Source organism: Allobosea rubneri, from assembly GCF_032464875.1.
Classification (GTDB): Bacteria; Pseudomonadota; Alphaproteobacteria; order Rhizobiales; family Beijerinckiaceae; genus Allobosea; species Allobosea rubneri.
In genome coordinates, this window is the sequence record NZ_JAWDID010000074.1 from 1 (window position 1) to 24,651 (window position 24,651).

The 24,651-nt window shown below is 68.7% G+C and carries 22 protein-coding genes; 14 read left to right on the forward strand and 8 right to left on the reverse strand.

Going from position 1 to position 24,651, the window contains the following annotated elements; all coding sequences use genetic code 11:
* Positions 1 to 234: 234 nt before the first annotated feature.
* Complete coding sequence (locus RKE40_RS27020; protein WP_316021263.1) at positions 235 to 618, forward strand: hypothetical protein; 384 nt, start codon at positions 235 to 237, stop codon at positions 616 to 618.
* Between the two features lie 311 nt (positions 619 to 929).
* Here the strand turns inward: RKE40_RS27020 and RKE40_RS27025 are convergent, their stop codons facing one another.
* Complete coding sequence (locus RKE40_RS27025; RefSeq protein WP_316021264.1) at positions 930 to 1,268, reverse strand: endonuclease domain-containing protein; 339 nt, start codon at positions 1,266 to 1,268, stop codon at positions 930 to 932.
* Positions 1,269 to 2,144: 876 nt separating this feature from the next.
* Between RKE40_RS27025 and RKE40_RS27030 the strand changes: the two genes are divergently transcribed.
* Positions 2,145 to 2,495 (forward strand): hypothetical protein, encoded by a 351-nt coding sequence (locus tag RKE40_RS27030; RefSeq protein ID WP_316021265.1) that lies wholly within the window; start codon positions 2,145 to 2,147, stop codon positions 2,493 to 2,495.
* A 25-nt stretch (positions 2,496 to 2,520) separates the two neighbouring features.
* On the opposite strand, the gene RKE40_RS27035 is transcribed toward RKE40_RS27030, so the two are convergent.
* Positions 2,521 to 2,775, reverse strand: a complete 255-nt coding sequence (locus RKE40_RS27035; protein WP_316021266.1) for a hypothetical protein — start codon at positions 2,773 to 2,775, stop codon at positions 2,521 to 2,523.
* 253 nt (positions 2,776 to 3,028) lie between these two features.
* Between RKE40_RS27035 and RKE40_RS27040 the strand changes: the two genes are divergently transcribed.
* Positions 3,029 to 3,292 (forward strand): hypothetical protein, encoded by a 264-nt coding sequence (locus RKE40_RS27040; RefSeq protein WP_316021267.1) that lies wholly within the window; start codon positions 3,029 to 3,031, stop codon positions 3,290 to 3,292.
* 181 nt (positions 3,293 to 3,473) lie between these two features.
* On the opposite strand, the gene putA is transcribed toward RKE40_RS27040, so the two are convergent.
* Positions 3,474 to 6,566, reverse strand: a complete 3,093-nt coding sequence (gene putA, locus RKE40_RS27045) for a bifunctional proline dehydrogenase/L-glutamate gamma-semialdehyde dehydrogenase PutA (protein WP_316021283.1) — start codon at positions 6,564 to 6,566, stop codon at positions 3,474 to 3,476.
* Positions 6,567 to 6,703: 137 nt separating this feature from the next.
* Between putA and RKE40_RS27050 the strand changes: the two genes are divergently transcribed.
* The 5 genes from RKE40_RS27050 to RKE40_RS27070 all read left to right on the forward strand — a co-directional run bounded on the left by RKE40_RS27050 (position 6,704) and on the right by RKE40_RS27070 (position 12,173).
* On the forward strand, positions 6,704 to 7,177 hold the full coding sequence (locus RKE40_RS27050) for an Lrp/AsnC ligand binding domain-containing protein (protein WP_316021268.1): 474 nt from the start codon (positions 6,704 to 6,706) through the stop codon (positions 7,175 to 7,177).
* Positions 7,178 to 7,395: 218 nt separating this feature from the next.
* Positions 7,396 to 8,448, forward strand: a complete 1,053-nt coding sequence (locus RKE40_RS27055) for an ABC transporter substrate-binding protein (RefSeq protein WP_316021269.1) — start codon at positions 7,396 to 7,398, stop codon at positions 8,446 to 8,448.
* 72 nt (positions 8,449 to 8,520) lie between these two features.
* Positions 8,521 to 9,309 carry an ABC transporter ATP-binding protein gene (locus RKE40_RS27060; protein WP_316021270.1) on the forward strand — a complete coding sequence of 263 codons (789 nt, stop codon included), beginning with the start codon at positions 8,521 to 8,523 and terminating at the stop codon, positions 9,307 to 9,309.
* 163 nt (positions 9,310 to 9,472) lie between these two features.
* Positions 9,473 to 10,243, forward strand: coding sequence for an ABC transporter permease (locus RKE40_RS27065; protein WP_316021271.1), 771 nt, complete (start codon positions 9,473 to 9,475; stop codon positions 10,241 to 10,243).
* 310 nt (positions 10,244 to 10,553) lie between these two features.
* Positions 10,554 to 12,173, forward strand: coding sequence for an acyl-CoA synthetase (locus RKE40_RS27070; protein WP_316021272.1), 1,620 nt, complete (start codon positions 10,554 to 10,556; stop codon positions 12,171 to 12,173).
* On the opposite strand, the gene RKE40_RS27075 is transcribed toward RKE40_RS27070, so the two are convergent.
* The 4 genes from RKE40_RS27075 to RKE40_RS27090 form a co-directional block, all read right to left on the reverse strand.
* Entirely contained in the window at positions 12,139 to 13,260 is a 1,122-nt protein-coding gene (locus RKE40_RS27075; RefSeq protein ID WP_316021273.1) for a GNAT family N-acetyltransferase, read from the reverse strand. The two genes, RKE40_RS27070 and RKE40_RS27075, sit on opposite strands and share 35 nt — an antisense overlap.
* 119 nt (positions 13,261 to 13,379) lie before the next feature.
* The gene (locus tag RKE40_RS27080; RefSeq protein ID WP_390893550.1) at positions 13,380 to 14,504 is read right to left on the reverse strand and encodes a CobW family GTP-binding protein; all 1,125 of its coding nucleotides are present in this window, start codon (positions 14,502 to 14,504) and stop codon (positions 13,380 to 13,382) included.
* Between the two features lie 26 nt (positions 14,505 to 14,530).
* Positions 14,531 to 15,451: a DMT family transporter gene (locus RKE40_RS27085; RefSeq protein WP_316021275.1), complete on the reverse strand. Its 921-nt coding sequence runs from the start codon at positions 15,449 to 15,451 to the stop codon at positions 14,531 to 14,533.
* A 17-nt stretch (positions 15,452 to 15,468) separates the two neighbouring features.
* On the reverse strand, positions 15,469 to 17,034 hold the full coding sequence (locus RKE40_RS27090) for a serine hydrolase (RefSeq protein WP_316021276.1): 1,566 nt from the start codon (positions 17,032 to 17,034) through the stop codon (positions 15,469 to 15,471).
* Between the two features lie 189 nt (positions 17,035 to 17,223).
* Here RKE40_RS27090 and RKE40_RS27095 point away from each other — a divergent pair, with 189 nt between their 5' ends.
* The 3 genes from RKE40_RS27095 to RKE40_RS27105 all read left to right on the forward strand — a co-directional run bounded on the left by RKE40_RS27095 (position 17,224) and on the right by RKE40_RS27105 (position 20,688).
* On the forward strand, positions 17,224 to 18,129 hold the full coding sequence (locus tag RKE40_RS27095; RefSeq protein WP_316021277.1) for an EamA family transporter: 906 nt from the start codon (positions 17,224 to 17,226) through the stop codon (positions 18,127 to 18,129).
* A gap of 137 nt (positions 18,130 to 18,266) precedes the next feature.
* On the forward strand, positions 18,267 to 19,436 hold the full coding sequence (locus tag RKE40_RS27100) for an acetyl-CoA acetyltransferase (RefSeq protein WP_316021278.1): 1,170 nt from the start codon (positions 18,267 to 18,269) through the stop codon (positions 19,434 to 19,436).
* Between the two features lie 58 nt (positions 19,437 to 19,494).
* Entirely contained in the window at positions 19,495 to 20,688 is a 1,194-nt protein-coding gene (locus tag RKE40_RS27105) for an MFS transporter (RefSeq protein WP_316021279.1), read from the forward strand.
* Between the two features lie 8 nt (positions 20,689 to 20,696).
* Here RKE40_RS27105 and RKE40_RS27110 read toward each other — a convergent pair whose 3' ends face one another.
* Positions 20,697 to 20,969: a BolA family protein gene (locus RKE40_RS27110; protein ID WP_316021284.1), complete on the reverse strand. Its 273-nt coding sequence runs from the start codon at positions 20,967 to 20,969 to the stop codon at positions 20,697 to 20,699.
* Positions 20,970 to 21,051: 82 nt separating this feature from the next.
* Between RKE40_RS27110 and RKE40_RS27115 the strand changes: the two genes are divergently transcribed.
* The 3 genes from RKE40_RS27115 to RKE40_RS27125 all read left to right on the forward strand — a co-directional run bounded on the left by RKE40_RS27115 (position 21,052) and on the right by RKE40_RS27125 (position 24,480).
* A complete protein-coding gene (locus RKE40_RS27115; protein WP_316021280.1) occupies positions 21,052 to 21,669 on the forward strand; it encodes a J domain-containing protein in 618 nt (205 codons plus the stop codon).
* A gap of 62 nt (positions 21,670 to 21,731) precedes the next feature.
* Positions 21,732 to 23,201 carry an SLC13 family permease gene (locus tag RKE40_RS27120; protein ID WP_316021281.1) on the forward strand — a complete coding sequence of 490 codons (1,470 nt, stop codon included), beginning with the start codon at positions 21,732 to 21,734 and terminating at the stop codon, positions 23,199 to 23,201.
* Positions 23,202 to 23,304: 103 nt separating this feature from the next.
* A complete protein-coding gene (locus RKE40_RS27125; RefSeq protein ID WP_316021282.1) occupies positions 23,305 to 24,480 on the forward strand; it encodes a glycerate kinase family protein in 1,176 nt (391 codons plus the stop codon).
* The last annotated feature ends 171 nt before the right edge of the window (positions 24,481 to 24,651 follow it).

Here is a 24,651-nt window from a genome sequence, read left to right on the forward strand (position 1 = left end):
GGCGGGGCCCGGGGGCGGGGGGGGGGGGGGGGGGGGGGGGGAGTCAAGGGCGGCCGAAAGGCAAAGACCGCTTGCATGTTTTGCACGAGCTATTCTCGTGCAAAGGAGTTTCGTGAAAATCATAGCACCAGACTGGTTATGCCTGTGGCTGCAGACCAAACTCCTCCGCGGTCAACCGCCGACATGCTCCGTATTGCCCGCGTGCTTATTGCCAGGCACGAAGAGGCAGACGATATGGCCAGCCTCTTCGCGATGCTTCTGGCGACGAGTCACGTCGCGGATTGGTTTATCCAAGTTGACCACGGCGTCGATTTGGCGAGTGTGGAAGAAGGCTGGTTCGCCCGTCAATTTCCGATCTGGGATGAAATCCGAAAGCTGGCCAACGGCCTGAAACACGCCAAGCGCGTGCATGTCGATAGGTTATCGCATGAGGATCCGGTTCCGAGCCTCGATCTTTCGTGGGGGCATAACGGTTTCTGGAATGGTGAAACTTGGGCCGTCGAATGGAATAGCGAGTGGCGAGCCGTTTCTCGCTTATGTGAGTTGTTCCTTGGGGATTTCGAAGCGCGTTCCTCTGAAATGCCGTCTCCACCTTTGAGAGTTCGCAGGACGCTCTAGCCCCGGGCGGGCGAGGGGTGCGCCTCGCTCCCGGGAGGCTTCGGGAACCGCAACCTGACCCCCTCTCCTGGAAGGAGAGGGGCAGGGGTGAGGTGTTCGGAGCGGAAACGCTGGCCTGAACCCGGCGCGGTGAGGGCCGAGCGCAACTGGTCGAATGGCGTACACCTCACCCTGCCCTCTCCTTACAGGAGAGGGTTTTGGGTCGAGGTTCCGGCGCCCCGTCGCGGCCTCGATTTCGTCGCGCCATTTGTCCCAGACGCGCTACCACGGCGAAGCGTGACGTAAAACCCCTCTCCTTACAGGAGAGGGTTCTATGGTGTGCATGCTGCTCTGATCCGCGCGATGACGGCATCGCGGTCGTCCAGCACCTCATCGTTGCGGAAGCGGATCAGCATGAAGCCGTGGCGCTCGATCTCGTCCGTGCGGGCGGCGTCATAGCCCTGATCCCAGCCATGCTGGCGGCCGTCGAGCTCGATGACGAGCTTGCGCTCCGGGCAGAGGAAATCGACGGTGTAGCCGAGGAGCGGTTCCTGCCGGCGGAACTTCAGCCCGTCGAGGCGGCGGCCGCGCAGCAGGTCCCAGAGGACGTCCTCGGGCCCGGTCGCCTGCCGGCGCAGCCTTCTGGCGAATTGCCGGCGTTCGTCGGCCATCAAGCCCCCTTCACAATGCAGGCGCGGGGAACCCTCTCCTGGAAGGAGAGGGCAGGGTGAGGTGTTCGGACCGGAAACGCCAGCCTGAACCTGACCGTGCGGCGAGGGAGAGCGGCGCTGGTCGAACGGCGTACACCTCACCCCTGCCCCTCTCCTTCCAGGAGAGGGGGTCTGCGGCGCGTTCCGCAAACTTATCCCCGCCCTCCAAACCTCCCGTATGATCCCTCGCATCCCATCCCCGAGGGGCGGCCGACCGGAGGCATGTCGTTTGGCGGGGTGGGTGCGGCGCCTGCGGGCGAGGGTTGCGCCTCGCTCCCGGGAGGCTTCGGGAACCGACCTGGGGACACTACGATCCCTGCGCGAGGAGCTCGCTAGCCGGACCTGCCCGCCGATCGTGAACCGCCCGAGCGCCGACGCGACGACCCGATGAGGGGAACTGGCGAAGGCGACGAGCGGGATCGGGGCAAGGTCTGAATGAAGCGCGGCCCGGAGTTTTCAAATCGCCGCTGAGCGGAGCGCCACGGGGCGTGCGGATGGGGATCCATCCGCGCCGCTTCCTGGCTCAATGGAAGCGGATACCAAACCCGCGCCTCGCGGCGCTCCGCTGCCCCTCATTTGCGACAACGCCCGCAGGATCAGCCTGCGGGCGGGGACGACGCTTGGGCGCGGGAGGCACGACCTGCTCCCTCTCCCCTTGCGGGAGAGGGTGGGGTGAGGGGTCTCGCGACCTGACGAGATTGGCTTTTCGTCCGTGGTCGAAGTCGGAAGGCGCGGCGCGACCCCTCATCCGGCGCTGCGCGCCACCTTCTCCCGCAAGGGGAGAAGGGAAGCGGCGCGCTCCCCACTCCTTGCCGGAAGCAACCTGGAGGACACCCCATGCCCCGCAATCCCGACCATCGTGGCGCGACGAAGGAGGAGTTCGAGCGCTATCAGCGCGAGCGGCCGATCATGCTTCGCAGGGTCGCGACATTGATGCAGTGCTGGCGCTTCTGCGGCCGCAAGGATTGCCGGCGCGCCAGGGCCTGCGCCGGGCCGGACGGCGGGGAATGCGCCGGCAAGCTCATGGACTGCCTCTCCGACGAGATGCGCGCGACCTTCCGCGAGGCGATCCGCCTGCGCCTCGCCGGCGTCGAGGGCAGGGAGGCCTGGTACGAGGCCGAGCGGCGCATCGTCCGGCACAAGGCGCAGATCGAGGCGATCCTGGGCATGGGCCCGGACCGGGGCTGAGAGCGGCTGGCGCCGCCCTGCCGGCTCAGAGGCCGGTCATCGTCATCTCGGCATCGATCGCCTTCATCTTCGGATTGGCGGCGCAGAAGGCCCGGACCTTGGCCTCGATGGTCGCGGCTTCGTGGCTGGCGCCGGCTCTCGTCCTGCGGTCGGCCTTGTGCTGGCCGGTCTTGAGATAGTCGGCGCAGCTCAGGTCGGGGTCGGTGATCTCGGCCGAGGCCGGGGCGGCGACGAGGAGACAGGCAAGGGTCGCGGCGAGCGCGCGCAAGGCGAGAGGCATGGGAGGATGTCCTGAACGTGCGGCCGGCTGCGCGGCCCTTCGGCGGGGCTGGTGCACCCTGCCGCCGCCGGGCGCAAATGCTGCTTGCGCCGCCCGGCCTTGCAGGCAGGGCATCGCGGCAAAGGTGCCGTTTCGGCAGGGCGAGGCCGGGAAAAGTCGCCGGCGGACAGGGCTTGGCTGCGCCTTCGCCGCGCCGTTTGCGGCCGTGCTGCTATAAGCTCCGGCTCGAACGCGATTCACGGAAGGCGCCGCCATGGCAAGAAAGACCCCCGAGCAGCTCACCAAGGAATTCGAGGGCCGCAAGGCCAAGGGGCTGGCCAAGGGCGCGGCGGCCTATTGGCCGAACGTGCTCGCCAACGCGGTGCTGAAGCTCGCGGCGGAAGGCCAGGTGCCCGATGTCGCGGCACTGGTCGCCCGGCTCGAGCTGGAAGCGGCCTCGAAGGACATCCAGGTCAAGGCCGGCGCCGAGGAGGCGCTCGCCCGGCTGAAGCAGGCCGCGGCAAGGGGAGCGGAGTAGGGAAGCGGGTAGGCGTGGCGATGGCCCCCTCTCCCCTTGCGGGAGAGGGATGGGGTGAGGGGTCGCGCAACGCGACGAGGTCGGCGCCCCGCCGCTGGCGATGCCGGACAAGGGGGGCGACCCCTCATCCGTCTCGGCTTCGCCGAGCCACCTTCTCCCGCAAGGGGAGAAGGGAAGGAGGCTACTCGCCCATTGCGATCAGCGAGGCGTTGCCGCCGGCCGCCGCGGTGTTGATCGTCACCGTCTGCTCGGTGGCGAAGCGGGCGAGGTAGTTCGGCCCGCCGGCCTTGGGGCCGGTGCCCGAGAGGCCGTGGCCGCCGAAGGGCTGCACGCCGACGACCGCGCCGATGATGTTGCGGTTGACGTAGATATTGCCGGTCGAGAGCTTCTGCGTGACGTGCTCGACCGTGGTCTCGATGCGCGAATGCACGCCGAGCGTCAGGCCGTAGCCGGTGGCCTCGATCGCCTCGATCACCTTGTCGAGCTCGCCCGCCTTCCAGCGCACGACATGCAGCACCGGGCCGAAATGCTCGGCGGTGAGGTCGGAGACCTTGTCGAGCCGAATGATGTGCGGGGCGACGAAGGTGCCGCCGAGCGACGGCACCGTGCCGGCATAGGCGACGCGGCCCTGCGCCTGCATCGCCGCGATATGGGTGTCGAGCCGCTGCTTGGCGGGGGCGTCGATCACCGGGCCGACATGGGTCTCGATCTCGCGCGGATCGCCCAGCCTGAGCACGCTGGCGGCGCCCTCGATCATCTCGACCATCTTGTCGGCGACGTCCTCCTGCACCACCAGCAGGCGCAGCGCCGAGCAGCGCTGGCCGGCCGAGCGGAAGGCCGACATCACCACATCGTCGGCGACCTGCTCGGCGAGGGCGGTCGCGTCGACGATCATGGCGTTGAGTCCGCCGGTCTCGGCGATCAGCGGGACGATCGGGCCGTCCTTGGCGGCAAGTGCCCGGTTGATGGCGCGGGCGGTCGCGGTCGAGCCGGTGAAGGCGACGCCGGCGACGTCGGGATGGGAGACGAGGGCGGCGCCGAGCTTGCCGTCGCCGGGGGTGAGGTGCAGCGCCGATTTCCGCACGCCGGCCTCGTGCAGGATGGCGATGGCGAGGCTGGCGATCAGCGGGGTCTGCGGCGCCGGCTTGGCGACGACGCTGTTGCCGGTGACCAGCGCGGCCGCGACCTGGCCGACGAAGATGGCGAGCGGGAAGTTCCAGGGCGCGATGCAGATGAAGGGGCCGCGGCCGCGCAGGACGAGGCGGTTCTCCTCGCCGGTCGGGCCGGGCAGGGCGGTCGGCACCGCGAACTTGGTCTCGGCCTCGGCGGCGTAGTAGCGCAGGAAGTCGACGGCTTCGCGGAGCTCGGCGATGGCGTCGTCCAGCGTCTTGCCGGCCTCGGCCTGGAGCAAAGCGAGGATCGGGCCGCGGCGGGCCTCCATCAGCTCGGCCGCCTGGCGCAGGGCCGCGGCGCGGATCCGCGCCGGCGTCGCGTTCCAGGCGGGGAAGCCGGCCTTCGCCGCGAGCACCGCTTGGGCGGCCGAAGCTTCGTTCGCCTCGACGACATGGCCGATCGGCCTTGCGTCGATCGGCGAGCGCAGCTCACGGCGGTTGCCGGCGACGGGCTTGCCGTCGATCACGGCGCCCGCCTCCGGGAAGGGTTTTGCGGTCGCGCGGCCGATCTCGGCGAGCAGCGCCTCCAGGCTCGCGGCATCGCCGAGCTCAATGCCGGCCGAGTTCTTGCGCGACGGGCCGAAGAGATCGGCCGGCAGCGGGATGCGGCGATGGCGGGCGGCACCCGGCGTTCCGATGATGTCGGCCGGCGGCACGAGCAGCTCCGAGACCGGCACGTCGGGATCGCCCGAGACCGAGACGAAGGAGGAGTTGGCGCCGTTCTCGAGCAGGCGGCGCACGAGATAGGCGAGCAGGTCCTGATGGCCGCCGACCGGCGCATAGGTCCGGCAGGCGAAGCCGGAATTCTCCTGGAGGAGGCGCTCATAGAGCGCTTCGCCCATGCCGTGCAGGCGCTGGAACTCGAAGTTCTCGGTGTTGCCGGCGAGCTCGGCGACGGTCGCGACGGTGAGCGCGTTGTGGGTGGCGAACTGCGGGATGATGCGCGGGCGCAGGGCCAGCAGCTGCTTGGCGCAGGCCTCGTAGTTCAGGTCGGTCATCGCCTTGCGGGTGAAGACCGGATAGTCGGGCAGGCCCCGCTCCTGGGCGCGCTTCAGCTCGGTGTCCCAATAGGCGCCCTTGACCAGGCGCACCATCATGCGCCGATCGTAAAACTCGGCCAGCGCCGCGATATGGGCGATCACCGCGCTGGCGCGCTTCTGATAGGCCTGGATGGCGAGGCCGAAGCCGTCCCAGCCGGCGAGTGAGGCATCGGCCAGCACCGCGTCGATGACGTCGAGCGAGAGCTCGAGCCGGTCTGCTTCCTCGGCGTCGACGGTGAAGTTGAGATCGTATTTCTTGGCCTGGCGGGCGAGCTCGATCACCTTCGGGGTGAGCTCGACGAGCACGCGCTCGCGATTGGTCGCGTCATAGCGCGGATGCAGCGCCGAGAGCTTGACCGAGATGCCCGGCCGGTTCGGCAGCTTGTCATTGCCGGCGGAGCGGCCGATGGCGTCGATCGCGGCGGCATAGGAGGCGTAGTAGCGATCGGCATCTCCTTGCGTGCGGGCACCCTCGCCGAGCATGTCGAAGGAGTAGCGATAGAGCTTGCCGGTGCCGGAGCGGGCGCGCTTCAGCGCCTCCTCGATGGTCTGTCCGAGCACGAAATGATTGCCCATCACCCGCATCGCCTGGCGCGTCGCGGTGCGCACGGCTGGCAGGCCGAGGCGCTTGGAGAGATTGCCGATGATGCTGGTCGGGGTCTCGCCGGGCTGGATGATGCGGGCGGTGAGGCCGAGCGCCCAGGACGAGGCCGAGATCAGGAAGGCGTCGGACTTCGATTCATGGTGGGCGAAGTCGCCCTGGCCGAGCTTGTCCTCGATCAGCCGGTCGGCGGTGGCGGCGTCGGGCACGCGCAACAGGGCTTCCGCCAGCACCATCAGCGCGAGGCCCTCCTTGGTCGAGAGCGAATACTCGCGCAGCAATTCCTCGATGCCGCCGAGGCCGACCTTGCGGGTGCGGATCGCCTCGATCAGCGAGGTGGCGCGGGCGTCGATCCTGGCCTTGGCGGCGGGCTCCCGCCTGGAGCCGGCGAGCAGGCGCCCGGCAATCGCGCCGTCATCCTCGGCATAGGGCGCGCGGAAAACGGGGGCGGCGCTGTCGATCGGTCGCGGGGCAGGGGCGGCCATGGCGGGGCTCCGGAGAGGCTAAAACGGGATGATCTGAAGGATCGTGGCAAGCACGCCGGATATCAATGGATATGTTTGTCTCTCAGATGTAAGAATGTTCGTTGTATTGCCATATGACAGAGAAATATCCCGTGCTGGATCGAACCGACCGCCGCCTGCTGGCGATGCTGCAGAATGACGGCCGTGCCGCCGGCGTCGAGCTGGCCGAGGCGGTTGGGCTGTCGCCGACCGCGACCGGCGAACGCCTGAAGCGGCTGACGCGCGAGGGCTACATTACCGGTTATCGTGCGACGCTCGATCCGGTGAAGCTCGGGCTGCATCTTCTGGTCTTCGTCGAGGTCTATCTCGACAAGACGACGCCCGACGCCTTCGAGCGCTTCGCCAATGCGGTGAAGCGGGCGCCCGAGGTGCTGGAATGCCATATGGTCGCCGGCGGCTTCGACTATCTCGTCAAGACCAGGGTCGCCGACATGAACGCCTATCGGCGCTTCCTCGGCGAGGTGCTGCTGGCGCTGCCGGCGGTGCGCGAGACGCGGACCTATGCGGTGATGGAGGAGGTCAAGACCGACGGGGCGCTGCCGCTCTGACCGGTCGGCTTTCGGCGGGAAAGGAACCGCCTGAGGCAGGCTGCCGGAAATTTGCGCGACTTGTTTGCCGCGCTGCATGAATTTTCATCGGATCGGCTTGACGCAGATGGACATTGCGCCAGTTTGAAGCTGCCTGCTCTGCGGCACGGGCCTTGCTCGTCGTCGCCGGAACCAATCTCCCGCCATCGCTCCTTTCGCGCCCCATTCCGGAGTCCCAGATGTCTACGACTAAAGTCTACAGCTCCCTTTCACGCCGGCGCCTGGCCGGGCTGGCGGGCGTGCTCGGCCTGGTCGTGGCGGGGCTCGGAATCGGCCCGGCCGCGGCGCAGACTGCGGTGCGCTTCACGCTCGACTGGCGCTTCGAGGGGCCGGCGGCGCTGTTCCTGATGGCGCAGGAGAAGGGCTACTTCAAAGCCGAGGGGCTCGACGTCACCATCGACACCGGCAATGGCTCGCGCGAGGCGATCCCGCGCGTCGCGTCGGGCACCTATGATGTCGGCTTTGGCGACGTGAACTCGCTGATCCGCTTCCGCGACGAGAACCCGACCGTCGATCTCAAGGCTGTGATGATGGTCTATGACCGTCCGCCCTTCGCCATCGTCGGCCGCAAGAGCCGCGGCATCACCAGCGATGTGAAGAGCCTCGAAGGCAAGAAGTTCGGCGCCCCGGCGGCCGACGCCGCCTTCGCGCAATGGCCGATCTTCAAGACCGTCAACAAGCTCGACGACAGCAAGATGCGGATGGAGAATGTCGGCTTCCCGGTCCGCGAGCCGATGCTCGCCTCGGGCGAGGTCGACGCCGTCTTCGGCTTCGCCAACTCGTCCTACATCAACCTTAAGTCGCGCGGCGTGCCGGTCGACGACATCGTCACCATGCTGATGTCGGATTACGGCGTCGAGCTCTACGGCAATGTCGTGATGGCCTCGCCGAAGTTCATGGCCGAGAAGCCGGAGGCGCTGCGCGGCCTGCTGCGTGCGATCACCAAGGGCATCCGCGACACCGTCGCCAATCCCGAGCTCGGCGCGCAGCTGGTGATCAAGCGCAACGATGTCGCCAAGCAGGAGGTCGAGCTCGAGCGCCTGAAGATGACGCTGGAGCAGAACGTGGTGACGCCCTGGGTCAAGGCCAATGGCGTCGGCGGCATCGACAAGGCGCGCTGGGCGACGGCGCTCGACCAGATCGGCCTGACCTTCACCTTCAAGGACAAGGCCAAGGCGGGCGAGGCTTTCGTCGACAGCTTCCTGCCGGCCGAGGCCGATCGAAAGCTCTGAGCATCCCGCCCCGCATCCGGCCTTCCCGGTGGAGGGAAGGCCGGCTTCCCGCCTGCTGCCCATGGAGCGCCCTTGACCGCCTTCGTCGAACTGAACGAGGTCACGCATGTCTATGGTGGCGGTGACGGGCCGCCCGCGGTCGACGGCCTGTCGCTGAAGGTGCGCGAGGGCGAGTTCGCCGCCATCGTCGGCCCGTCCGGATGCGGCAAGTCGACCCTGATGAAGCTCGCGACCGGCCTGCAGAAGCCGAAGGCCGGCATGGTCATGGTCGACGGCCAGCGCGTCGCCGAGCCGATCAAGATCACCGGCATGGCCTTCCAGAATCCGGTGCTGCTGCCCTGGCGCACCACGCTGGACAACCTCCTGCTGCCGCTCGAAGTGGTGCAGCCGCATCGCCAGCGCCTGCGCGCCAACAAGGACGAATATGTCGCGCGAGCCGAAGGGCTGCTCGAGAAGGTCGGTCTCAAGGGCATGGGCGCGAAGTATCCCTGGGAGCTCTCGGGCGGCATGCAGCAGCGCGCCTCGCTCTGCCGCTCGCTGATTCACGAGCCCAAGCTCCTGATGCTGGACGAGCCCTTCGGCGCTCTCGACGCCTTCACGCGCGAGGAACTCTGGTGCGTGATCCGCGACTTGCAGGCCGAGCGCGCCGTCACGGTGATCCTGGTCACGCATGATCTGCGCGAGGCGGTGTTCCTGGCCGACCGGGTGTTCTGCATGTCGGCGCGGCCGGGCAGGATCATCGCCGAGCGCGAGATCGGCTTCGCCCGTCCGCGCGACCTCGAAATCACCTACACGCCGGAATTTGCCGAGATCGTCCACGAATTGCGCGGCCATATCCGGCAGGCGAGGGCCGCAGCATGACTGCCTGTCGTTCTTTCAGCCCTCATCCTGAGGAGCGCTCTGCAGGAGCGCGTCTCGAAGGATGTTCCAGAAGGCTCCGAAGACGGCTGGACCATCCTTCGAGACGCCGCTACGCGGCTCCTCAGGATGAGGGCTGTCCTGGAGAGACAGGGCCATCAACGCCATGAAGCGCTCGATCTGGCTCAGGCTCGCGCCCTATCTGTTCACGCTCGGCTTCTTCGCGCTCTGGGAAGTGGCCTGCCGGGCTCTCTCGATCTCGGCCTTCGTGCTGCCGCCGCCCTCGGCGATCTGGGCGGCGCTGGTGCAGTACCAGAAGCCGCTCTACACAAACGCCTTCCACACACTCTGGATGACCACGGCCGGCTTCGGGCTCTCGATCCTGTTCGGGCTCGCGGTCGGGCTGCTGGTCGGTTCGTCGCGCCTGCTCCAGGCCGGGCTCAACCCGCTGCTGGTCGGCTTCAATGCGATCCCCAAGGTCGCGGTGGTGCCGATCCTCGTGCTCTGGTTCGGCGTCGGCTGGCTGCCGCCGGTACTGACCGCCTTCGTGATCTCGTTCTTCCCGATCGTGGTCAATGTCGCGACCGGCCTCGCCACGATCGAGCCCGAGACCGAGGACGTGCTGAAGGCGCTCGGCGCAAGCCGGCTCGACATCATGACCAAGGTCGGCATTCCTCGCTCGCTGCCCTATTTCTTCGGGGCGCTGAAGGTCTCGATCACGCTCGCCTATGTCGGCTCGGTGATCGGCGAGCAGAACGCCTCCAATCTCGGCATCGGCAACCTGATCACCCGCGCCTCGGCCGATTTCAACGTGCCGCTGGTGTTCGCGGCGCTGATCGTGCTGGCCGTGCTCGGCATCTTCCTGGTCGCTGTCGTCGATTTCGTCGAGGACCGGATGACCGGCTGGGCCAAGCGCTCGCAGATGGCGCGCGGCTGACTGGCGCATCATGACGGCGGTTGACGCACCGCCAAGGTGACAGCGCCCCGCCACCTGCCTATCGTGCGCGCGCTCCAGCGCGTTTCCGCTCGCCGCACCGGTGGGAGAGGAGGCGAGCCTCGCAGGGGCTCATCATTCCGGGCCCGCTCCCCTCGCCAAGGTGGCCTCCACCTCAAGTTCCTGCGGGCTCAGGAGAATTTCCGCGATTCAGAGAACCGTGGAAATTCTCTATCTCTTTGTTTTACCGCATTTTCTTCGCGCGGACCGGTATCCACTTCGCTCGAGAATGCTCTAACCGAAGGGCCTGCCGATGCTTCCCGATATCCGCGATTACGAGCGCCTGCGCGCCGCCTTCCGCTGGCAGATCCCGGAGCGCTACAATATCGGCGTCGATTGCTGCGATCGCTGGGCCGCGGTGGAGCCCGACAGGACTGCGCTGATCGAGCTCAATCCGGACTGGTCGGTGACGCCGGTGAGCTATGGCGAGTTGCGGGCCCAGTCGAACCGGCTCGCCAATGCGCTGCGCCGGCGCGGCGTCGGCATCGGCGACCGCATCGCGATCCTGCTGCCGCAGGGGCGGCATGTGCCGATCGTCCATCTCGCCGCCTACAAGCTCGGCGCCATCGCGGTGCCGCTGGCGGCGCTGTTCGGCGCCGACGCGCTGTCCTACCGGCTGAACGATTGCGGCGCCAAGGCGCTGGTGACCAATGCGGCGGGCCTTGCCAAGCTGGCGCAGATCGAGGAGCCGCTGCCGGAGCTCGACCTGATCCTCTCCAGCGACGGCGCCGATGGCCGGGCCGAAGGGCTGGAGACGGCGCTCGAAGCCGAAAGCCCGGATTTCACCCCGGTCGACACCTCGCGCGACGACCCGGCGCTGATGATCTACACCTCCGGCACCACCGGCAACGCCAAGGGCGCGCTGCACGGCCATAGGGTGATGCCGGCGCATCTGCCGGGGGTGGAGATGCCGCACGAGTTCCTGCCGCAGCCGGGCGACCTGATCTGGACACCGGCCGACTGGGCCTGGGCCGGCGGCCTGCTCAACTGCCTGATGCCGGCGCTGCATCACGGCGTGCCGATCGTGGCGCGGCCGGCGGCGAAGTTCGACCCGGACGAGGCGTTCCGGCTGATGGCCGAGCTCGGCGTGCGCAACAGCTTCATCCCGCCGACGGCGCTGCGCATGCTGCGCTCGGTCGACAATCCGCGCGGACGCTACGACCTCAAGCTGCGCACCGTCGCTTCGGGCGGCGAGTCGCTCGGCGCCGAGACGCTGGCCTGGGGGCGCGAGAAGCTCGGCCTGACCATCAACGAGTTCTACGGCCAGACCGAGTGCAACCTCGTGCTCGCCTCCAGTGCGGCGCTCGGCGTGGTGAAGCCCGGCTGCATCGGCAAGGCGGTGCCGGGCCACGACGTCGCGGTGATCCGCGCCGATGGCAGTCTCTGCGAGCCGGAGGAGGAGGGGCGGATCGCGGTCAGGCGGCCGGATCCGGTGATGTTCCTGCGCTACTGGAACAAGCCGGAGGCGACCGAAGCCAAGTTCATCGGCGACTGGATGACCACTGGCGACCAGGGGCTCTGCGACGCGGAGGGCTATTTCCGTTTCGTGGGCCGTGATGACGACGTCATCACCTCGTCGGGCTACAGGATCGGGCCCGGCGAGATCGAGGATTGCCTGCTGCGCCATCCGGCGGTGTCGCTGGCGGCGGTGGTCGGCAAGCCGGACGCGCTGCGCACAGAGATCGTCAAGGCCTTCGTCGTGCTGGCTGCCGGCCATCAGCCCTCGGAGACGCTGATCGCCGAGATCCAGGGCTTCGTGCGCCAGCGCCTCGCGGCGCATGAATATCCGCGCGAGATCGCCTTCCGGACCGAATTGCCGATGACGACGACCGGCAAGATCATCCGGCGGCTATTGCGCGACGAGGCTGGCTGAGGCCGACCGGCCTGGGCCCGCGCTTCGGACGCGGCAGCAGGCGCAATTCGCCGAGCGCCAGCCTGTCGGTGACGGCGTGCGGGCCGGGGATATCGCCGACCAGCTGGGCGGCATGGTTGCGACGGCGGAGTTGGGCGACGAGTTGCGCCAGCGGCGCGAAGCTCGCGAAACGCTCCTCCTGGGCGCTGGCATAGAGCCAGCGCCGCCGTCCCTTGCCGATCACGATCGCGCCGGCGATCGGCTGGCCGTCCAGCGTCAGGAGGCCGGCGCGGCATTGCCGAGCGCGGGCGAGGCTGCGGGTCATGGCGCGCAGGAAGGCGGTCTCGCGGATGTCCTGCAGGGTCGCGGTGCCGGCCCTTGCGAGGGGGCCGGACGCTTCCAGGGCCAGCAGCATCTCGACGATGTCGCGCAGGTCCTGCCGTGAAGAGGCTTCGACCAGAGCAAGCTCGCCATGGCGCGACAATCCGTGGCGGAGCGCTGCGAGATCGGGACCGCCCTCGGCCAGGGGCAGGGGCGGCGGGGTGGCCGCGCTCAGCGTCGCGCGCCAGCCCATCTCCGCTGCCTGCTGCAGCACGCCTTGGGCAAGATCGCCGTCGCGATCGATGCCGGGCAGCAGCAGTCCGCTGGAGGCGAGGCTGCCCCAGCTTCCGCGCATGCCGAGCACAGCCTCGATCACCGGGCCGAGCTCGTCGCGGTCGATCAGCGGCGCGGCGTTGCCGAGCCGGGCATCGTTCCAGCCGGTCAGGGTATCGCTGCCGAACAGCCGCCGGCTCGGCTGGAGCGGACTGAAGCCGAGCAGGCGCCCTGAGCTGCCCGACTTGCCCTGCCAGACCAGCAGGACCTGGACGTCGCGGAAGCTGACGAGATGCTGCGCCGCCGGCAGTGCGAAGCCGGGCTCGTAGAACGGGTTGGGCTCGATGGCGCGGGCGGCGAGGGCGGCCCATTCCGCCTCGATCGCGCCGCAGGCGGAGAGCTGGCGCCGTTCGATATGGACCGGGCTGCTCGCCTTGGCGCCATACCCGATATTCGGTCGCGCGGCGGGCCGGCGGCCATCGGCCGGCATGTTCAGAGCGAAGAGGTTCGGCATGGTCCTGCCTCCGGAGTCCGACCGGATCGACACTGTAACGTGCCGGAATGGCACGCCACGATAGCGAGAACGGCAGGCTGGGAGACTGGGATCAAGAAGCGGGCCAGACGCCGCCTGGCTCAGCCGTGGTGGTGATGGGCGTGGCCCGCGGTCCCGCCCGGCGCGGTGCGGCCGAGGAAGGCCGTCCAGAGCCGGGCGACGACCGCTTCGTCGAGATCGCGGACGATCAGCACGAGGCGCGAGCGACGGTCGGCATCCGGCCAGGCGGCAAGCTGCACTGGCGGATGCAGCACCTGCTGGACGGCGTGGACGACAAGCGGCCCCTGCGGCTGCTCGGCGAGGCTGACCAGCCCCTTGAGGCGCAGGAGCTTCGGTCCATGGGTCGAGCGCAGCAGGGTCCAGAACAGTTCGAAGGTCGCGAGCCGGATCGGCTCCTCCGCAGTCAGGACGAAGGCGCGGATGTTGGCGTCGTGGCGGTTGACGTCGTGGTGGTGGTGAGGCGCGTCATGGTGATGGTCGTGGTGATGATGCCCGTGATCGCCATGACCGTGGTGGTCGTGACCGCCTTCGAGCGTCTCGGCCGCGAGCCATTGGCGCAGCTCGCCCGGCCGGTCGGCGAGATCGTAGAGGCCGGCACCGACAAGCGCCTGCGCCTGCGCATCGGCGGGCAGGATCGCGGCGCCGGGATTGAGGTCGCCGAGACGGCGGTGCAGGGCAGAGACCGCTTCCGCATCCTCCGCGATCTCGGTCTTGGTCAGGACGATCCGGTCGGCGGCGATCACCTGACGCAGCGCCTCGGGATGGGCATCGAGCGTGGCGGAGCCGTTGACCGCGTCGACCACGGTGACGACGCCGTCGAGCCTGAAGCGCATGGCGAGATAACGGTGGTTGATCAGGACGTTGAGGATCGGCGCGGGGTCGGCGAGGCCAGTGGTCTCGATTACGACGCGCCTGAAGGGCGCGATCCGGTCATTGTCGCGCCGGCGCAGCAGGTCCTCCAGCGTCACGATCAGGTCGTCGCGGATGGTGCAGCACAGGCAGCCGGAGGCGAGCAGGACCATGTTGTCCTCGACGCCCTCGATCAGGAGATGGTCGAGGCCGATCTCGCCGAACTCGTTGACCAGCACGATGGTGTCGGCCAGGGCCTCGTCCTTCAGCAGCCGGTTGAGCAGGGTGGTCTTGCCGGCACCGAGGAAGCCGGTGAGCAGGGTCAGCGGGATAGGTAGAGGCGGCTGGGCGGACATGTTCGGCAATCGATCCGGCGGGCGGTTCAGGCTGGGGGCGCGAGCGCCAGCTTCGAGGCCCGCACCCGCTTTTGTTCTAGTATTACATTGGTCATGATCGCGGCGACGACAAGGCCTCCCCCGGCATATTGCAGCGCCCCGACGCGCTCGCCGAGGACGGCGGCGGCGATGATCACGGCGAAGACCGGCTCGGCACAGAAGGCGAGCGCGGCCGGGCCGGGCGAGACGCGGGCGAGCGCCAGCACCTGCCAGAGGAAGCCGACGAGATAGCCGCCGATGGTGACGAGGACGGCGAGCGGCGCAAGCGCAAGCGCCGAGGGCGGCTGCATGCCACCTGTGAGCAGCAGGATCAGCAAGGTCACCGGCAGCACCATCAGATGCGACCAGAGCAGCTTGGGCAGCGTCCCTGTCTCTCCGAGCGCGCCGGCGGCGAAGAACTGCACCGCCGCCGCGACGCTCGCCAGCAGCGCGAGCGCGAGGCCCCGCGGATCGAGCCCGTGCCAGTCCGGCCCGACGACCATGGCGACGCCGAGGAAGGCGATGAGGACGACGGCGATGCGTTCCAGGCTCGGCCGGGTCCGGGTGAGCAGCGGCTCGGCCAGCACGACCAGCACGGGGAAGGTGTAGAACACCACGGCGGCGACGGTGACCGGCAGGAAGGCGACCGAGGAGAGATAGGCGCTGCCGACCAGCGCGGTCGAGATTCCGAACAGGATGAGGGCCGGCCAGCGCCGGCGCGGCACTGAAAGCCCGCTCCGCCAGAGCAGGATGGCGCCGCCGACCAGGGCCAGCATCACGAAGACGCGGTAGAAAACGAGCAGCGGGCCACTCAGCCCGGCCATCCCGGCGATCTGGGCGCTGACGATATTGGTGCCGAAGGCAGCGGCGGAAGCGAGCGCCAGCGCGATGCCGCGCTGGCCATGGGAGACGTCGCCGTCAGTGCGCACGGCGTCTCCGGCAGGTTTCAGGCGTCAGGCTTGGCGGCGGAGGCCGCCGGCTTGGAAGGACGGGCTGGCGGCTTGACCAGCGCGGTCGTCGGCTTGGCCTTGGCCGGAGCCGGCTTGGCCTTGGCTGGCTTGGTCAGCACAGGCTTTGCGGGAGAGGCCTTGGCAGCGCTGTTGCGTCCGGCCGGCTTGATGCCGGCGGCGGCGCCAGGACGCAGGCTTGCCGGGGTCGCGGCGCCCGCCTGGACAGCACCCTGTAGGCGCAGCGGGCCGGAGCGGAAGGCGTCGGAGGGCGGCTGGACCTCGTCGCCCGGCGCCGTAGCGGCGAAGGCGGAGGAGCGTGCCGGAATCGCGCCGTTGGCGGAGGCCGTGCGCCCCGCGCCAGCACCGACCAGACCAGCGGCGACCGGCGCCCCCGGCTGGATCTCACGCGCGATCTGGGTGTCGGGCTTGGCGACGGCATTGGCCGCGAGCGGGGCGGAGGCGGAGCCGGGCGTGCGGCCGAAGGCGACGTTGACGGTGGCGAGCGGCGCGCGCGGGCCCAGCGTGATGCGCCCGGACGGCGAGCGGGTCAGGACCGAGCCGCCGACGCCGGCCTGCGGCGCGCCAACGGCAAAGCGGTCGGAGGTGCCGTCGCTGTTGCCGCCGACGCCATGGCCGGAGGAGACGGTGATCGGGCCGCTGGACTCGACGTCGTCGCCGAGCGCACCGCCGCCGCGGCGGACCGCGTCGCAGACGCTGTACGCACGCCCGCCGGTGCCGGAGGGCAGGTTCGCGACGGTGCTGCCGAAGCCGCCCCATTTGCCGAAGCCGTCATCGAGGAGCTGGGCCGCCTTGATGGTGCGCTCGGAGCCCGAATGGGCCCCCATCACCACGGCGATCAGGGTGCGCCCGCCACGCGTTGCGGTCGCGACCACATTGAAGCCGGAGGCGCAGACGAAGCCAGTCTTGAAGCCGTTGATGCCGTAATAGCGGCCGACGAGGCCGTTGGTGTTCTTCAGCACCTGCTTGCCGAGCTGCACGGCGCCGGTGTTCCAGTATTCCGAATAGTCGCCGAACTCGCTCATCAGGGCCATGGCGAGCACGGCGAGGTCGCGCGCGCTGCTCTGCTGGTCGGGATGGTGCCAGCCATTGGGATTGACGAAGTTGGTGTCGCGCATGCCGAGGCGCCGGGCTTCGGCATTCATCATCCCGACGAAGTTCTCGACGTCGCCGCCGACGCCCTCGGCGATGACATAGGCGATGTCGTTGGCCGACTTCACCATCATGATGCGAATGGCGTTGTCGAGCGTCACCTCCTGGCCGGCGCGGATATAGACCTTGACGCGCGGCTGGCTGGCGGCCCGCTTCGAGGCCGGGATCGCGGTCTCGAGTCCGATCTTTCCGTCGCGCACGGCCTTGAGCGCGACATAGAGCGTCATCATCTTAGTGGTCGAGGCCGGGTGCCAAGCCTGGCTCGCATTCTCGCTCGAGAGCACGGCGCCGCTGGAGGCGTCGATCACCAGACTCGTGCCGGCCTGGGCCGGGACGGCTGCGACGAGGAAGCTGGCGAGGGTTGCGCCGGCGGCGAGGCGAAATGCGTTCATCGGCTGAGGTCTTGAACCTGTCTTGACGTGTAGTTGAGGGGGCTTCAACGCGACGCTTGAGGCATTTTCGAGACGGCGGGCGATTTATGGCCTCGCTGATCCTGCATACCTACCCTTCGCCGAGCGATTTGCCTAGCACCGTCAAGCGGTCCAAAAGCGGGCGGATCGCATTTAGTTCGGGAATTTCGCGTGAGCTTCGCCCTTTTGTGGATACCGGCGACGCTTGCCGCCTCCCTGCTGCAGACCGCGCGCAACCTGACGCAGCGCTCGCTGACCGACGCGATCGGGGTCGTCGGCGCGACGCAGGTCCGCTTTCTGTTCGGCCTGCCTTTCGCGCTGCTCTTCCTCGTCCTGGTCTGCCTGGCGAGCGGCAGGCTGCCGCCGCCGCCGGACCTGCGCTATCTCGGCTTCACCCTCTGGGGCTCGGTGACGCAGATCCTGGCGACCGGGCTGATGCTGGCAGCGATGCGCGAGCGCTCCTTCTCGGTGACGACCGCCTACACCAAGACCGAGCCGGTGCAGGTCGCGCTGTTCGGCGCGCTGCTGCTCGGCGATGCGCTGAGCCTTCCGAAGTTCGCGGCCATCGTCCTCGCCACCGCCGGGGTCGTGGTGATGTCGTGGAAGCCGGGCGAGAAGCTCAGTGCCGCTGGCCTGCGCCCGGCCGTGCTCGGGATCGCGGCCGGTGCCTCCTTCGCGCTTTCGGCGATCGGCTTCCGCGGCGGCATTCTCGCCTTGCCGGACGGAAATTTCGTGCTGCGCGCCACCACCACCCTGACCTGGGGGCTGGTGTTCTCCTCGCTGATCCTCGCCGCCTACATGGCCGCCGCAGACCGCACGGCGCTGCGGCGCTCGATCGAAAACTGGAAGCCCTCGCTCGCCGCCGGTTTCCTTGGCGCCGCCGCCTCGCAGTTCTGGTTCATCGGCTTTTCGCTGACCAGCGCAGCCAATGTCCGCACGCTCGGCCTGGTCGAGGTGCCGCTCGCCCAGATCGCCTCGCGCCGGATCTTCTCCGAGGGCACTTCGCGGCGCGAGATCCTGGGCATGACGATGATCGTTGTCGGCGTCGGCGTGCTGCTGGCGCTCTCGGTCGGATAGGGAGGCTGCGTGGCGCGCTTGACAGGGGCGGGCGGTTGGCCTTTCCACGCACGACAGAAATGCACCGGTGCCGCTTGTCGCGGGACGAGGGCAAAGGCAGATAATGTGTATCTGCACATCATTCGGGAGATGACGCCATGAGCGCTGCAATCGTCGGTTGGGCCCATACTCCGTTCGGCAAGCAGGATGCCGAGACCATCGAGAGCCTGATCGTCAGGGTCGCGACGGATGCGCTGGTCGATGCCGGCATCACCGCAGACCAGGTCGACGAGATCGTGCTCGGCCATTTCAATGCCGGCTTCTCGGCCCAGGACTTCACCGCCTCCCTCGTGCTCCAGGCCGACCCGGCGCTGCGCTTCAAGCCGGCGACGCGCGTCGAGAACGCCTGCGCCACTGGCTCGGCCGCGGTGCATCAGGGCGTGCGCGCCATCAAGGCCGGCGCCGCCAAAGTCGTGCTCGTCGTCGGCGTCGAGCAGATGACCACGACGCCCGGGCCGGAGATCGGCAAGAACCTGCTCAAGGCGTCCTATCTCGCCCAGGAAGGCGACACCCAGGGCGGTTTCGCCGGCGTCTTCGGCAAGATCGCCGGAGCCTATTTCCAGCGCCATGGCGACCAGTCCGACGCGCTCGCCATGATCGCGGCGAAGAACCACAAGAACGGCGTCGACAACCCCTACGCCCAGATGCGCAAGGATCTCGGCTACGCCTTCTGCCGCGAGGAGAGCGAGAAGAACCCCTTCGTCGCAGGCCCGCTGAAGCGCACCGACTGCTCGCTGGTCTCGGACGGCGCCGCCGCGCTGGTGCTAGCCGACGAGGAGACCGCCAAGACCATGCGCCGCGCCGTCGGCTTCCGCGGCATGGCCCATGTCCAGGACTTCCTGCCGCTGGCCCGCCGCGACATCCTGAAGTTCGAGGGTGGCGCGCTCGCCTGGCAGAAGGCGCTCGCCAATGCCGGGATCGCGCTCGACGATCTTTCCTTCGTCGAGACCCATGACTGCTTCACCATCGCCGAGCTCATCGAATACGAGGCGATGGGCCTGACCAAGGAGGGCGACGGCGCCCGGGCGATCAAGGAAGGCTGGACCCAGAAGGACGGCAAGCTGCCGGTCAACGTCTCCGGCGGCCTGAAGGCCAAGGGCCATCCGATCGGCGCGACCGGCGTCTCGATGCATGTGCTCTCGGCGATGCAGCTCACCGGCGAGGCGCCGGAAGGCATGCAGGTCAAGGATGCCCGTCTCGGCGGCATCTTCAACATGGGCGGGGCGGCGGTGGCGAACTACGTCTCCGTACTCGAGCGCATCAAGTGATCGATCCGGGAGCTCCGCGGCCGGCCGAGGCCGCCTCGGCCCGGCATGGGAGTTCCCGGTGACCATCTTCTTCGCGCTGCTGCCGGCCTATATCCTCTCGATCTTCTACCGTTCGTTCCTGAGCGTCATCGCCGGACCGGTGATGGCGGATCTCAAGATCGGCCCGGCCGAGTTCGGCACACTCGGCGCCGCCTGGTTCATCACCTTCGCCGCCGCGCAGTTCCCGGTCGGCTGGGCGCTCGACCGGCTCGGCCCGCGCCGGACGGTCGCCACGACCATGGCGATCGGCACCGTCGGCGCCTTCCTGTTCGCCACGGCGCAGAGCGCCTGGGTCGCGGTCTTCGCCATGGGGCTGGTGGGCATCGGCTGCTCGCCGATCTTCATGTCGGCGCTCTATCTCTTCGCCCGGACGCAGGACACGGCGCGCTTCGGCGTGCTGTCCTCGGTCTTCATCGGCCTCGGCTCGCTCGGCAATCTCGCCGGTGCGGCCCCGCTTGCGCTGGCGGCGCAGAGCTATGGCTGGCGCGCGACCATGCTGGGCTTCGCGACGATGTTCCTGCTGGCGACCGTGCTGGCGACCCTGCTGGTGCGCGATCCGCCGGTCGCCACGGACTCATCGGGGCGCCAGGAGGGGCTGCTGCAGGGGTTGAAGAGCATCGCCAGCATTCGTCCGCTCTGGCTGCTGGCGCCGATCACGCTCTGCGGCTACGCCATTCTGGCGACGGGGCGCGGCCTTTGGATCGCCCCCTTCATGACCCAGGTCCATGGTCTCGATGCGGTCGCCGCCGGCCATGCGGCGCTCGCCATGGCGATCACCATGACCGCCGGCGCCTTCGTCTACGGGGCGTTGCAGAAGCGCAGCGGCCGGAGCAAGCCGCTGGTCGCCTGGGGCACCGCCGCGACAGGGGTCGGCTTCGCCTTGCTCGCCTTGCTCGGCGAGCGCTCGATGCCGGGCGCCGTCACGCTCTTCGCCATCGTCGGCGGCACCGGCTTCACCTATGCGATCCTGATGGCGCATGCGCGGATCTTCTTCCCCGAGCACCTGGTCGGGCGCGGCATGACCTTCGTCAATTTCCTCTTCATCGCGGGTGCGGCTGCGGTGCAGTTCGGCTCGGGCTGGCTGATCGCGGTCCAGCGCGGCGCCGGCCACGGCGCGGCCACCGCCTTCGCCAATCTGCACTGGGTCTTCGCGGCGTTGCTGCTCGCTTCGACCGCGATCTATCTCATGACACCGGAGCGGAAGGCGCGCTGAGCCGTCGCTCAGCCCTCTTCGGGCGCGCGGGCGACGATGGCGAGCGCATGCACGCCGCCGGCGAGTTCCTCGGCGAGGGCGGCGTTGACGAGGCGGTGGCGCTCGAGCCGGCTCTTGCCGGCGAAGGCCTGCGACACGATATCCACCCTGAAATGGGTTTCGCCGCCCTCGCGCCAGCCGGAATGGCCGTGATGCTGGTGCGATTCGTCGATGACGGCGAGGCGGGCGGGCGCCAGCGCCTGTTCGAGCTTGGTCGTAATCCGTTCAGCCATTGCGGTCATGATCATGCCCTTGTCGCGCGGCACGACTCACTGCCGCGGCACACTTGTCGCTTTCACGTTCCGGTCCCATAACCCGTCCAGCATGAACTTCAACTCGCGCCTTTTCGATCGCATCAGGATCGGCCCCTCCGAAGCGGAGGAGGTCGTCGAGGAACCTGCGCGCCGCTGCGACCATGCCGGCTGCACCAAGGCCGGCGAATTCCGGGCGCCGATGGGGCGCGGCAAGGAAGGCAAGTTCTTCCAGTTCTGCCTCGACCATGTGAAGGCCTACAACGCGACCTACAACTACTTCGCCGGGATGAACGACGAGGCGCTCGCCGCTTATGCCAAGCAGGAAGAGATCGGCCACCGGCCGACCTGGAAGCTCGGCGTCAATTCCAGGGCGGCGCGGATGGCACAGCGCGGCCGGGTCGCCAGCGGCGCTGCCGGGCCTGAGGTCGAGGACGGGTTCAACATCTTCGGCGCGCGCGCCGGCCAGCAGACCGCCAAGCAGGAGCCGCGCGTCGGCATCGTCGCGCACAAGGCGCTGGAAACGCTCGGCCTCGACGACACTGCCGACCGGGCGGCGATCAAGGCGCGCTACAAGGAACTGGTGAAGCGCTTCCACCCCGACGCCAATGGCGGCGACCGTTCGCGCGAGGGTACGCTTCAGGAAATCCTCAAGGCCTATCAGACGCTGAAGAGCACCGGCGCGGTCTGAAGGCCGCGCCGATTTTTCGCAGCAAGCGGGAATAAACCGCGCAAGCCCGTCGTTTGTGCGGCATGAGCATTGTCCCGACCCAGACCCTGACCGGAGCCCGCATCGGCGCGCCACGGTCTTTCGCCCTTCCTGCCCTCGCGATGCGGCTGCCGGTCCGCGCCCGCTTCCTGCCGCTCGGGCTCGCCGCCGTGCTCGGCGCGGCGATCTGGTTCTGGCTGCCATTCCCGGCCGAGGCGCGGATCGCGCTGATCGTCTTCTGCCTCGCGACGATCGCCTGGTGCCTGACGGCGCTCGACGACACCCTGATCGCGCTCGCTGCGGCAGGGGCGCTCGTCGCTACCCGCACTGTCCCTGCGCAGCAGCTGCATGGCGCGCTCGGCAGCGAGCTGATCTGGCTCCTGATCGGCGCCTTCATCATCGCGGCGGCGCTGCGCGCTTGCGGCCTCGCCGAGCGGCTGGCGCTCGCTGCTCTTGCCCGCGTCCGCACGGTCCGGGGGCTCTTCCTCGCCGTCACCGGCGTGATCGTCGCGACCGCCTTCGTGGTGCCATCGACCTCCGGCCGGGCGGCGCTGCTGCTGCCGGTCTATCTCGCCCTCGCGGACGCCATCGACGATGCCAGAATCAATCGGGCGCTCGCGCTGCTGTTCCCGACGGTTATCCTGCTCTCGGCCGGCGGCTCGCTGATCGGTGCCGGCGCGCATCTGATCGCGGTCGAGATGATCGTGCGCAGCGGTGGTACGGCCTACGGCTATCTCGGCTGGATGGCGATGGCGCTGCCGCTGGCGGTGATCGCCAGCCTCGCGGCTATGGTGATCATTCAGTGGCTGTTCCTCGCGCCGGCCGAGCGGAGGCGGGCGCTATCTCTTCCCGCGCCCGATACCGGCCCGCTGACACGCCAGCAGCTTTATGTGGGCGCCGTGGTCGGGCTCGTCGTGCTCGGCTGGAGCACGCAGGGCCTGCATGGCATCGATGCCGCGGTCGTGACCCTGCTCGGCGCCGTCGCCGTGACCTTGAAGCCGCTCGCTCCGGTCTCGATGAAGCAGGCGGCCAAGACGGTCGAATGGCAGCTGATCCTTTTTCTCGCCGCGACCACGCTGATGGGCAGCGCGTTGATCGCGACCGGCGCGGCGAAATCGCTGATGGAGCTTCTGCTTGCGGCGTTGCCACCCGGCGCGCTGGGCTCGGTGCCGGCGGTCGCGGCCCTGGTCGCCGTGGTCGCGCTGCTCTCGCATCTCCTGATCACCTCGCGCAGCGCGCGGGCGACCATCCTGATCCCGCTGCTCGCTCTGCCGCTGGTCGCGCATGGTTACAATGCCAGCGCGCTGATCGTGCTGATCGTGATGGGCACCGGCTTCTGCCAGACCTTGGCGGTCAGCGCCAAGCCGGTCGCGCTCTATGCCGATCTCGAAAAACCGACCTATGCGGCGCGCGACCTGATGCTTCTTTCGCTGGCGCTGCTGCCGGTGATGTTCGTGCTGCTGATGGGTTTTTCGCTCTGGATCTGGCCGTCTTTCGGCCTGGCGCTGCGCTGAGCCGCGTCACCGAAAAATAATGAGCCGGCATCGGAATAAGCCCGGAGCGGCATCGTTTACGGAGCAGAGGCGCAAGGCCTCGTGGCACTGTGAGGATCATCCCATGACGCTCAACATCCTGATCGCCCCCTCGGGGTTCAAGGAGAGCCTGGACGCCAGCGACGTCGCCGCCGCCATCGCCTCGGGCGTTCATGCCGCCATGCCGGACGCAAGGACGCTGCTGGCGCCGCTGGTCGATGGTGGCGAGGGCTTCACCCGGGCGCTGGTCGCCGCCACAGACGGGCAGCTCCATGAGCGGACCGTGACCGGGCCGGTCGGCCAGCCGGTCGCCGCCTGCTTCGGCTTCCTCGGTCGACCCGGACCGAAAACCGCGGTGATCGAGATGGCCGCCGCCGCCGGCCTCGCTTTGGTCCCGCGCGACCAGCGCAACCCGATGCTGACGACGAGCCATGGCGTCGGCGAGCTGATCCTTGCCGCGCTCGATGCCGGCGCGGAGCGCATCCTGATCGGCTGCGGCGACAGCGGCATCAATGATGGTGGGGCCGGCATGGCCGAAGCCCTCGGCATCCGCCTGCTCGATGCGAAGGGGCAGCAGATCGCCCGCGGCGGCGGCGCGCTCGCCGATCTCGCCCGCATCGACCTTTCGGGACGGGACCCGCGTCTCGATCGCGTCAGGCTCGACGCCGCGGTGAACTGGCACAACATCCTGCTCGGCCCGAAAGGCGTGGCGCGGGTCTTCGCGCCACAGAAGGGCGCGACGCCCGAGCAGGTCGTCATTCTTGAAGCTGCGCTCGAAACCTATGCGGCCTGCCTGCGCGACGCGACCGGCCAGGATCTTGCCAGCGCGCCCGGCGGCGGTGCGTCGGGCGGACTCGGCGCCGGCCTGCAAGGGCTGCTGGGCGCAAGGCTGCACCCACGTTACAATATCGTGATGCAATATCTGGCTTTCGACGACCTGCTGGGCCAGGCCGACCTCGTCATCACCGCCGAGGGTTGCCTCGACGAGCAGACGCCCTTCGGCAAGATCCCGGCCGAGGTGGCGAGGCGCGCCAAGGCGCTGGGCATTCCGGTGGTGGCGCTCGCCGGCACCATCGGCCGGGGCAAGGTGCGGATCAATTTCGAGCATGGCATCGACGCCTTCGCCAGCATCCTGAAGCGGCCCTGCACGCTGGAGGAAGCGATCGCCGAATCGGAGAAGCTGCTGCGCCGGGCCGCGGAGGATGCGGTGCGCATGATCGGCGTCGGTATCCGCCTGCGCGGCGAGAGGACGGCGGCATGAAGCTTCGCCGCCCTTCCGCCGCCCGTCTCGCCGGGCTGGCTCGCGCCCTGACGCTCGGTCTCGGGCTGGCGCTGCTGCCTTTCGCCGGCCTGCCCGATGCTTCCGGCCGTTTCGCTGCTGCCCTCGCCGACGATGATGGCGGGGGCAGCAGCGAAACGGCCGGAAGCATCG

Excerpts from the sequence above, each read along its gene's own strand:
- RKE40_RS27020 (WP_316021263.1), top strand. The coding sequence starts at position 235 with ATGGCCAGCCTCTTCGCGATGCTTCTGGCGACGAGTCACGTCGCGGAT.
- RKE40_RS27025 (WP_316021264.1), bottom strand. The coding sequence starts at position 1,268 with ATGGCCGACGAACGCCGGCAATTCGCCAGAAGGCTGCGCCGGCAGGCG.
- RKE40_RS27030 (WP_316021265.1), top strand. The coding sequence starts at position 2,145 with ATGCCCCGCAATCCCGACCATCGTGGCGCGACGAAGGAGGAGTTCGAG.
- RKE40_RS27035 (WP_316021266.1), bottom strand. The coding sequence starts at position 2,775 with ATGCCTCTCGCCTTGCGCGCGCTCGCCGCGACCCTTGCCTGTCTCCTC.
- RKE40_RS27040 (WP_316021267.1), top strand. The coding sequence starts at position 3,029 with ATGGCAAGAAAGACCCCCGAGCAGCTCACCAAGGAATTCGAGGGCCGC.
- RKE40_RS27050 (WP_316021268.1), top strand. The coding sequence starts at position 6,704 with ATGACAGAGAAATATCCCGTGCTGGATCGAACCGACCGCCGCCTGCTG.
- RKE40_RS27055 (WP_316021269.1), top strand. The coding sequence starts at position 7,396 with ATGTCTACGACTAAAGTCTACAGCTCCCTTTCACGCCGGCGCCTGGCC.
- RKE40_RS27065 (WP_316021271.1), top strand. The coding sequence starts at position 9,473 with ATGAAGCGCTCGATCTGGCTCAGGCTCGCGCCCTATCTGTTCACGCTC.
- RKE40_RS27070 (WP_316021272.1), top strand. The coding sequence starts at position 10,554 with ATGCTTCCCGATATCCGCGATTACGAGCGCCTGCGCGCCGCCTTCCGC.
- RKE40_RS27075 (WP_316021273.1), bottom strand. The coding sequence starts at position 13,260 with ATGCCGAACCTCTTCGCTCTGAACATGCCGGCCGATGGCCGCCGGCCC.
- RKE40_RS27080 (WP_390893550.1), bottom strand. The coding sequence starts at position 14,504 with ATGTCCGCCCAGCCGCCTCTACCTATCCCGCTGACCCTGCTCACCGGC.
- RKE40_RS27090 (WP_316021276.1), bottom strand. The coding sequence starts at position 17,034 with ATGAACGCATTTCGCCTCGCCGCCGGCGCAACCCTCGCCAGCTTCCTC.
- RKE40_RS27100 (WP_316021278.1), top strand. The coding sequence starts at position 18,267 with ATGAGCGCTGCAATCGTCGGTTGGGCCCATACTCCGTTCGGCAAGCAG.
- RKE40_RS27110 (WP_316021284.1), bottom strand. The coding sequence starts at position 20,969 with ATGACCGCAATGGCTGAACGGATTACGACCAAGCTCGAACAGGCGCTG.
- RKE40_RS27115 (WP_316021280.1), top strand. The coding sequence starts at position 21,052 with ATGAACTTCAACTCGCGCCTTTTCGATCGCATCAGGATCGGCCCCTCC.
- RKE40_RS27120 (WP_316021281.1), top strand. The coding sequence starts at position 21,732 with ATGAGCATTGTCCCGACCCAGACCCTGACCGGAGCCCGCATCGGCGCG.
- RKE40_RS27125 (WP_316021282.1), top strand. The coding sequence starts at position 23,305 with ATGACGCTCAACATCCTGATCGCCCCCTCGGGGTTCAAGGAGAGCCTG.